6 protein-coding genes are annotated in these 8235 nt (G+C 26.3%); all 6 read left to right on the top strand.

Features of this window, described 5'->3' with window-relative positions:
- Window positions 1-343: 343 nt before the first annotated feature.
- A complete protein-coding gene (locus tag B6C99_RS12450; protein ID WP_086360119.1) occupies window positions 344-1537 on the top strand; it encodes a capsule biosynthesis protein in 1194 nt (397 codons plus the stop codon).
- A gap of 28 nt (window positions 1538-1565) precedes the next feature.
- Entirely contained in the window at window positions 1566-2720 is a 1155-nt protein-coding gene (locus B6C99_RS12445) for an acyltransferase (RefSeq protein ID WP_086360118.1), read from the top strand.
- 94 nt (window positions 2721-2814) lie between these two features.
- Complete coding sequence (locus B6C99_RS12440) at window positions 2815-3903, top strand: stealth family protein (RefSeq protein WP_086360117.1); 1089 nt, start codon at window positions 2815-2817, stop codon at window positions 3901-3903.
- Between the two features lie 25 nt (window positions 3904-3928).
- Window positions 3929-5017: a glycosyltransferase family 4 protein gene (locus B6C99_RS12435; protein WP_086360116.1), complete on the top strand. Its 1089-nt coding sequence runs from the start codon at window positions 3929-3931 to the stop codon at window positions 5015-5017.
- The gene (locus tag B6C99_RS12430) at window positions 5010-6680 is read left to right on the top strand and encodes a Stealth CR1 domain-containing protein (RefSeq protein WP_086360115.1); all 1671 of its coding nucleotides are present in this window, start codon (window positions 5010-5012) and stop codon (window positions 6678-6680) included. Before B6C99_RS12435 ends, B6C99_RS12430 begins: the two co-directional genes overlap by 8 nt.
- A gap of 89 nt (window positions 6681-6769) precedes the next feature.
- Window positions 6770-8005: an accessory Sec system protein Asp2 gene (locus B6C99_RS12425; RefSeq protein WP_086360114.1), complete on the top strand. Its 1236-nt coding sequence runs from the start codon at window positions 6770-6772 to the stop codon at window positions 8003-8005.
- Window positions 8006-8235: the final 230 nt, after the last annotated feature.

Here is an 8235-nt window from a genome sequence, read left to right as displayed (position 1 = left end):
TTTAATTTTTAAAAAAAAAACATAACAAAACACTAACTATATACATTGATGATATTTACAATAAATTAATAATAAATTATCATAATACCATATCATTTTACGTAATACATGCATAAAAAGAATTGGCATATTATATACAAAAATAATTTTGTTAATGCTATTTTTACACAGTTTTATGAGTCAACAAATTAATTCATTTGTTCAAAATTCCAGATTCAATTAAGCATTGCTCAGAAAAGGGAATTTTATTAAAAGATAAAGGAAAACATTAACTACTTTTAAAATTTTTCTATATAAATAGAAACCATTAGTTTTATTAGTAATTTTTAATGTTAATAAGTCAATGAATCACTATTTTTACGAACTAGTTAAACCTACAAAAAATATATTACTTTTACAAGGCCCAATAGGTCCATTTTTTAGGAATGTTGCTATATGGTTAGAAGAGTCAGGTTGTAAAGTCCACAAAATCAATTTTAATGGTGGCGATGAAAAATTTTATCCTCGTAACAGTGTTTCTTTCAATGATAACGTTAGTTTATTCCATCAGTTTCTTGAATCTTATATTTTAAAAAATCATATTGATGCTATTGTTGTTTTTGGCGATTGTAGGATTTACCATAAAATTGCTAAAACACTAGTTGATTCTAGAACCGATTTGACATTTTGGGTTTTTGAGGAAGGTTATTTAAGACCTCATTACATTACTTTTGAAAAGGATGGGGTTAATGGTTTTTCTCTAATTCCTAAGAATCACGATTTTTATCAGAAAGTTGAAATCATACCAATTGATGAAAATAAAGAAAAATCTCATTATTACTATATGATTTATTACAGTATTGTCTATTATTTATTTATGTTTTTAAAAAGAAATAAATATTCTAACTATATACATCATAGAAAAACTTCATTAATTTTTTATGCTTCAAAATGGAGCTTAGCTTTGATAAGAAAAATCAAGGCTAAGTTAATCCAGCCTAAATTCATAAAGAAAATAATTAATAATGAATATAAACCCTTTTATATTTTCCCATTACAGTGTAATCAAGATTTTCAAATTCAAGTTCATAGTAATTACCATTCCATGAAATCATATATTTTCAGAGTAATTCGCTCATTTTCATTATTTGCTGATGATAAAAGCTATCTATTAATTAAACATCATCCAATGGATGAAGGTTTTAACAATTATAGTCATTTGATTAAAAAGTTAGCACGTCGTTATGGTGTTACTGAAAGAGTGATATATATACATGGTGTTCCTATGCCAATATTATTAAGAAAAGCGAAAGGATTAGTTACTGTAAATAGTACTTGCGGGCTTTCTGCTCTTATTCACGGGTTACCAGTAGTAACATTAGGTAATGCTCATTATGATATTGAAGGACTAACTTTTCAAAAGGGGCTAGATCGTTTTTGGAAAGAAGGAGAAAAGCCTGATGCTGAATTATTTGAAAGATATCGTAGTTATCTCTGTTCTAAATCCCAAATAAAGGGATCTGTGTATTATCGTGACTTTAGGTTAAATATTAATTAATCTAAAAAATATTACTGGGAAAACGAGAATGGCAATTATAACTATAACTGGAAATTATTCAGACAATAATGGAAATTTGGTTTTCGCGCCTAAAAATTTACATAATGTTACAGTGAATTTTGTTGGCGGAAACAATAAATTAATCATTGCAGATACAAGTAAAATTCGTAATCTTAATTTTGATTTTCCATCACATAATGCAGTTATTATAATTGGTGAAAATGGAAACTTGTCAGGACAAATAAGAGCTGGTTATTGTTGTAATATTAACATTGGTGATAATGTAACTTGTACTAATAAAATATATATAACATCAGCAGAAAAAACGAAAATTGTAGTTGGAGATGACTGCATGTTCGCAACAGGTAATCAAATTCGTTCGGATGATGCTCATGCAATTTATGATGTTAATACAGGAGATCGAGTAAATAAATCAAAAGATATTATTATAGGTGAGCATGTAAGGTTTGCTTTTAATTCTGTCGTTTTATCTGGTAGTCAAATCGATGAAGGTTCTGTAATTGGTTTTGCCAGCGTTGTAAAAGGAAAATATCCAAACAACTGTGTAATTGTTGGAACTCCTGCTAGGACCACTAAAAAAGATATTGCTTGGGAACGGCAAAATATCATGTTAACTGAGCCCTGGATTAGAACACATGCTAGTCAAATAAATGCGCAAAAGCGTTATTGGAATAAGACAATTAAAAATAAGCCAATATATGTAGGTCAAGGAGTATTTCATAATATCTATAAACTCTCACCTATAAAAGACTCTATTGATGAAAAAAAATGTCATCATTATGTTGAATTGCACAATATCTTATTAAAAAACAATAAGATATGTTTAAAAGGAATCGCTGCTATTATTGGCATTCCTTGCCCTGATTATACTCCTTGTATAAAAAATTTCTTATTATTTAGTAAAGAGAATTCATATTATCAAAAACAGTTAGCAAAATTTTCTGATCCAAATATTAGTCGGAAATTATTTAATGGAGATTATATTAGTTATGATAAAGCTGGAATGCTTACATTTAAAAATGAAGGTTTATTAATTGATGATATTCCTGATGGTATTTATAAATTAGGGGTGAAGTCAACTTTTAACGAATTGGAATATTACAGTGATCTAAAAATTGAAAATTTGAAAGAGTCAGTTTTTCAAGATTCAAAATTATTTTAAAGTTATATTGTGATAAACATTCTGTTTATTTTGAGAAAGTAAGTGAAAAATTAAAATAAGTTTTTTTATTATGAGTAAATTTTAAATTGATAGCATGAGTAAATTTAGTAAATTTGTTAGAAATCCAGGTATATTTTTTAGGGACTATTTTATAAAAAAATATCCTTTATATTTAGATGAACAAAATCATAATTTTCTGGATGAAAAAGTTTTAATTGAAAATGATTTCAGATTATATGATATTACAGTTAATGATATTACTCAGCCGATTGATGTTGTTATAACTTGGGTAAATAATAAAGATCCCAATTGGATAGAAAAATTCGAATTTTATAAAAAAGATAAAGTTAATGCCATCAGTCCTATTGCTGTTGATAATGCAAGATTTGAGGAACATGGAGAATTATATTATGTAATTAGAAGTATTCAATTATATATGCCATGGGTAAGAAATATCTTTTTAGTTACAGATAATCAAAAACCAGAGTTTGAACTACCAAAGGAAGTTCAAATTATTAATCATTGCCAAATAATCGATAAAAAATTTCTTCCAACTTTTAATTCTCATGTTATTGAAGCTCATTTACATAACATTTCTAAATTATCAGAAAATTTTATTTATTTTAATGATGATGTTTTTGTAGCGAGAAATTTACCAAAATCTCATTTTTTTACTGGAAATAATATATCATCACTTTTTTTGAATAAAAGAAATTTAGATGATATGTTGCGGAAAGGTGTAATGACTCCTACATTATCAGCTTGTTTGAATTCAAGGAAACTGCTATTTAAAAAGTATAAAAAAAATGTAAGTATTCCACTGGTTCATACTTATATCCCATTAAAAAAATCATATTTTACTTTTGCATGGTCACATTTTAATTTTGAAATTCATTCTTTTATTAGTAATCGCTTCAGGAGTGAAAACGATCTTAATTTGGCCACTTTTCTAGTCCCTTGGATTATGTATTTTGAACAGCAATCAGTGCTAGCAAGAGATATTTGCTATTATTTCAATATACGTTCGGCGTTTTCAAATACTAATTATAATTTTCTTAATATAAAAAAGAAAAATCAATCATTACCTCATTCTTTTTGCGCAAATGATTTTTTATCACAAGATGATAGCTCACTGAAATATAAGAATAATCTAGTATTATTTTTGAAACAATTTTATACTTAAAACAATTTTTTTGGAATTACAATTTATGAATATACTTCATATTATAACACACGGTGGATGGGCAGGTTCGGAATCAATTGCTGCTTGTATAGCTAATGAACAAGCAACTAGAGGAGATAATGTTACAGTTCTACTAAGACGTCACAACTCCTTTAAAGATAAAGATATTTTGAACAAATTTTCTCCTTTGGTAAGTGTTTTTTGGGTCGAACAAAATGAAACCCATCCAGATAATCAAATGAAAAATTTAATGAATAATAAGTTATTTGTTAGTAATATTACAAAAATTGATATATTACATGCTCATTTGCCTTATGGATGTTTGCTTGGGAAACTTATAAAAGAAAAACTTGGAATAAAATTTGAAATTTGTGTAACTATGCATGTTCGTTTTCATCCATTATATTATTTAGCTGATAAGTTATTTACTGTTGCAAACTGGCAGAAACAAGAAGTTCCTAACGATTATTCAGGAGAAGTATATACAATAGAGAATTTTATTTGTAATGTAACTGATTCATTTAGGAAAAAATTATTTTTATTAAAGAGAAAATTTTATATAAGAGATAACTGCAAATATATTATATATATTGGTCGATTAGATTTGGTTAAAGGGGCTGATATACTTATTAGGGCTTTCAATAAAGCAAATCCCAAGGGATATAAGTTAATCATTGTTGGTGATGGTGCTGAAAGTTCATATTTAAAAAAAATTGCTTCAAAAAATATTATATTTACTGGCAAAATATTTAATGCAGCATGTATGTTAGATATTGCTGACATATGTGTCATTCCTTCTCGTTTTGAATCTTTTGGTCTTGTTTTATTAGAAGCAATAAATTCAGGTTGTCGTATTATTGCTACAAATATACCTTCATTCAAAGAAATACTTAGATCTGATAGTTATTTATTTGATAATGAATCAGTCAATTCATTATCAAATAAAATAAAAGAATATACTAATAATTCTTCATTAGGAGTTGTTGACAAAAAGATCATAGAAAAATATTCACTGTCTAATGCTATATGCCAACTTGATTTAGCATATGCTTCTAAGAATATTGAATCCGATATGATTAAAAGGAACAATATTGAGGATAACTATAATGTCTAAGCTAATTAGAAAAACAAAAAAATTAATAAAAAAACCTAAAGAATTTTTTAAAGATTCGTTTATATTTCGAAAGATAAAAAGAAAACAAAATGTTGAAGTAATATCTAATTTAGATATCAAAAAATCTTCAGAAAAAATCGAATTAAAATCGAAACCATCTGATAATATTATTAAACCACAAATTCAAAATAACAACGTAATAGATATGAACGCTTCAAAAAACATCAAAAATAATGTTAATACTGTAAAATTATCAAAATTAATTGAAGACTTTATTACACCTCATAATCAAGAAGAAATACTTTTTAACTTGCTCGATAGAACTGGCATTAATTATCATATTGTCGATACTGGTTGGAATCATATTATTAGAATTGCAATACAAGATGCATTTGTTAAAAATATAATTGAACTAATTAAAAATAGCGAAGAATTCACTAAGAAAGTCTATATTGTTGAGGGAAATAATCGATATGACCTAGTTAAATTGTATTTCCATGATGATACTTATGTTTATAAAGATACAATATTTCAATTTGATCCTTGGTATATGACACCTCATGGTGTTATGACAAGAAATAAAAATTGTCAACTACAATTTATACCAAAAGCACATGTTAATAAATCGGTTCATTCATTTGCACCTATTAGATTAGGAAAGAATATTAAATGTATTGATGATGCTAAATCTATGTTAGGAATAAATTCATTTCTTTTTGATGAATATGAGGGGCCTATAGATATAGTATATACTTGGGTCAGTGACGATGATCCAGAATGGATAGAAAAAAAGAATTATTATTCTAGAGTACCTTTGAGTGATCAAAATACACGTTTTATTGATTATGAACAATTGAGATATTCTTTACGTAGTGTTGCTGCTTATGCAAAATTCATCAGAAAAATCTTTATAGTAACTGATAACCAAGTTCCTTATTGGTTAGATACAGATCATGATAAAATCGTAATGATTAATCATTGCGATATATTTGAGGATCAAAGTTGCTTACCAGTATTCAATTCTGTAGCGATTGAATCCTGGATTCATAAAATAAAAGGATTATCAGAGAATTTCATATATGCAAATGATGATTATTTTTTTGGTTCACCGGTAAATAAGCAGCATTTTATTCATCCTAATGGTGTTGCAAAGTTATTTCTTGAGTCTGTTCCTAATGCTTATGGCGAAGTCTTTGAAGATAGCGAACCAACTAACCAATTATCTTTATATACTGCACAATGTTTTTATGAGAAGTTTAATAAATGGCCTTCATTCTGGCCTTTACATGCTCCAATGATTAAAAATATTCATGTCATAGATAAAATGATTAATAATTTTAAAAAACAAATAGATAAAACAAGTCGTTCTAGATTTAGAGAAACTGAAACTATTTCTCCTTTATATCTTATGTCATCATATTTCTCATACATTGAAGGAAATAGTGTATTGTCTACAATTAGATATGAATATGTTAGCTCTGATGATCCCAATTTAGACACAAAATTATCAAATTTATTGACAAAAATAAAAGAAGGCAAATGTGAAGTGTTCTGTTTAAATGATCATAGAACTATTACAAAGGAGCAAATTTCAAAAGTCACGGATTTTATGATTAAAGCATTTCCGATAGCCGCTGAATGGGAGTTAGATAAAATATCATAATTGTAGTATTATAATTGAAAATATCTATTATATTATTGTACTGAACAAAATGATATATATTATTTTATTTACCAATTATAGGAAAGGTAATGAAGGAATCAGAATTAGAAATACTGGGTATAAAGATTAAATATAAGTTCAAAGCTCAAAAATATGATTGTGACCATTTAATCATTGTATTTTCTGGTTTTGGTTCTTCTTCAGAATTTACTTATGACTTTGATAATTTATTACATTTATCTTATGCTAACGTTCTGTGGATTAAAGATGATTTTGACGGCCACTGTTGTTATTATCTTTGTAATAAAATGAATTTTATAATTGAAGAAGCAGTCATTACTTTTATCAACAATAAGATTTCTGAACTTCAATTAACTAATGATAAATGTTCCATTATCGGGTTTTCAAAAGGTGGCTCTGCTGCTTTATATTATGGATTAAAATATAATTTTAAAAATATATTAATTACAGTACCTCAAACAAAGATTGGAAGTTATATTGATAAAAATTGGAAAATTGTAGCAAAACATATGATGGGAGAAAATTATACTAGTGAGCAAATTGAAAAACTAGATTCTCTTATTTTTAATTTATTTATGTTAGATCATATAAAAGAAAAAAATATTTATTTATTAACCTCTAAACAAGATATTCAATATAATAATGAGATAGTTCCAGTAATGGATGAATTATTCAAATATTCTAATATGAATTTTTTTTTATCAGAATCAATATTTGTTCGTGCTCATAATCAAGTAACATCACATCATGCACAATTTATTTTAGGATTATTATTCATATTAACTAATAACATATCTCCTCATATGGGTTATAAAATCTTGGAAGGAAAAAAAGGAGCAACAATTAAGGATAAAACGGCAACTCCTTTGGTTCATATTGAATTTATCAATCTAATAAATAATCTTTTTTTTATTGGTGGAGTTGCATTGTTAAGAGGAATTGAGTTTAACAATTTTAGTGATGTAGATTATATTCTTAGATGTTTTAACGTTAATTCAAAGAATTTTACAGATCTCAAACTGGCTAAAGCTAATCGCCCAGATTTAACTAAAAAATATTACAATGGTGATTTTGTTATTTATGATAAAGCTTGGGTGACTACTCTGAAACATGAGGGGGTAAAACTAGATACTCTAGAGATTGGAATCTACGAATTACAGCTCATAATTTATGCTAGAAAAGAAAACATTATAAAAAAAGTCCCGTTATTATTTGATAAAACTTTACAATTACAAAGTTGCTATAATAATAGGACTTATAATATTAATAACTCAGCAGAAAAAATAATTTTGGAAATAAATTGAGTTAAAATAAAATACGTTTCCACTTTGGAAAAAATATTTCTGTTATGATGAATTATTATTTATAAATAAGTGATTTCAAGGGTAATTCTGTTATAAACATTTCAATTACAATAAATATTATAAAAATGTTATTAATGAATTTTCATCAATACTAAAAATCGAATTTATTTACTATAGATAAACTTTAGAGATTTTTCTTTAAGTACTTTCCGTATGTATTGTGCCAATTT

The organism is Gilliamella sp. N-G2, assembly GCF_002142215.1.
Taxonomy (GTDB): Bacteria; Pseudomonadota; Gammaproteobacteria; order Enterobacterales; family Orbaceae; genus Gilliamella.
This window is presented reverse-complemented; position numbering and strand designations above follow the sequence as displayed.

What these genes read in the sequence shown, in the direction of transcription:
- B6C99_RS12450 (WP_086360119.1), top strand. Translation starts at nt 344, where the DNA reads ATGAATCACTATTTTTACGAACTAGTTAAACCTACAAAAAATATATTA.
- B6C99_RS12445 (WP_086360118.1), top strand. Translation starts at nt 1,566, where the DNA reads ATGGCAATTATAACTATAACTGGAAATTATTCAGACAATAATGGAAAT.
- B6C99_RS12440 (WP_086360117.1), top strand. Translation starts at nt 2,815, where the DNA reads ATGAGTAAATTTAGTAAATTTGTTAGAAATCCAGGTATATTTTTTAGG.
- B6C99_RS12435 (WP_086360116.1), top strand. Translation starts at nt 3,929, where the DNA reads ATGAATATACTTCATATTATAACACACGGTGGATGGGCAGGTTCGGAA.
- B6C99_RS12430 (WP_086360115.1), top strand. Translation starts at nt 5,010, where the DNA reads ATGTCTAAGCTAATTAGAAAAACAAAAAAATTAATAAAAAAACCTAAA.
- B6C99_RS12425 (WP_086360114.1), top strand. Translation starts at nt 6,770, where the DNA reads ATGAAGGAATCAGAATTAGAAATACTGGGTATAAAGATTAAATATAAG.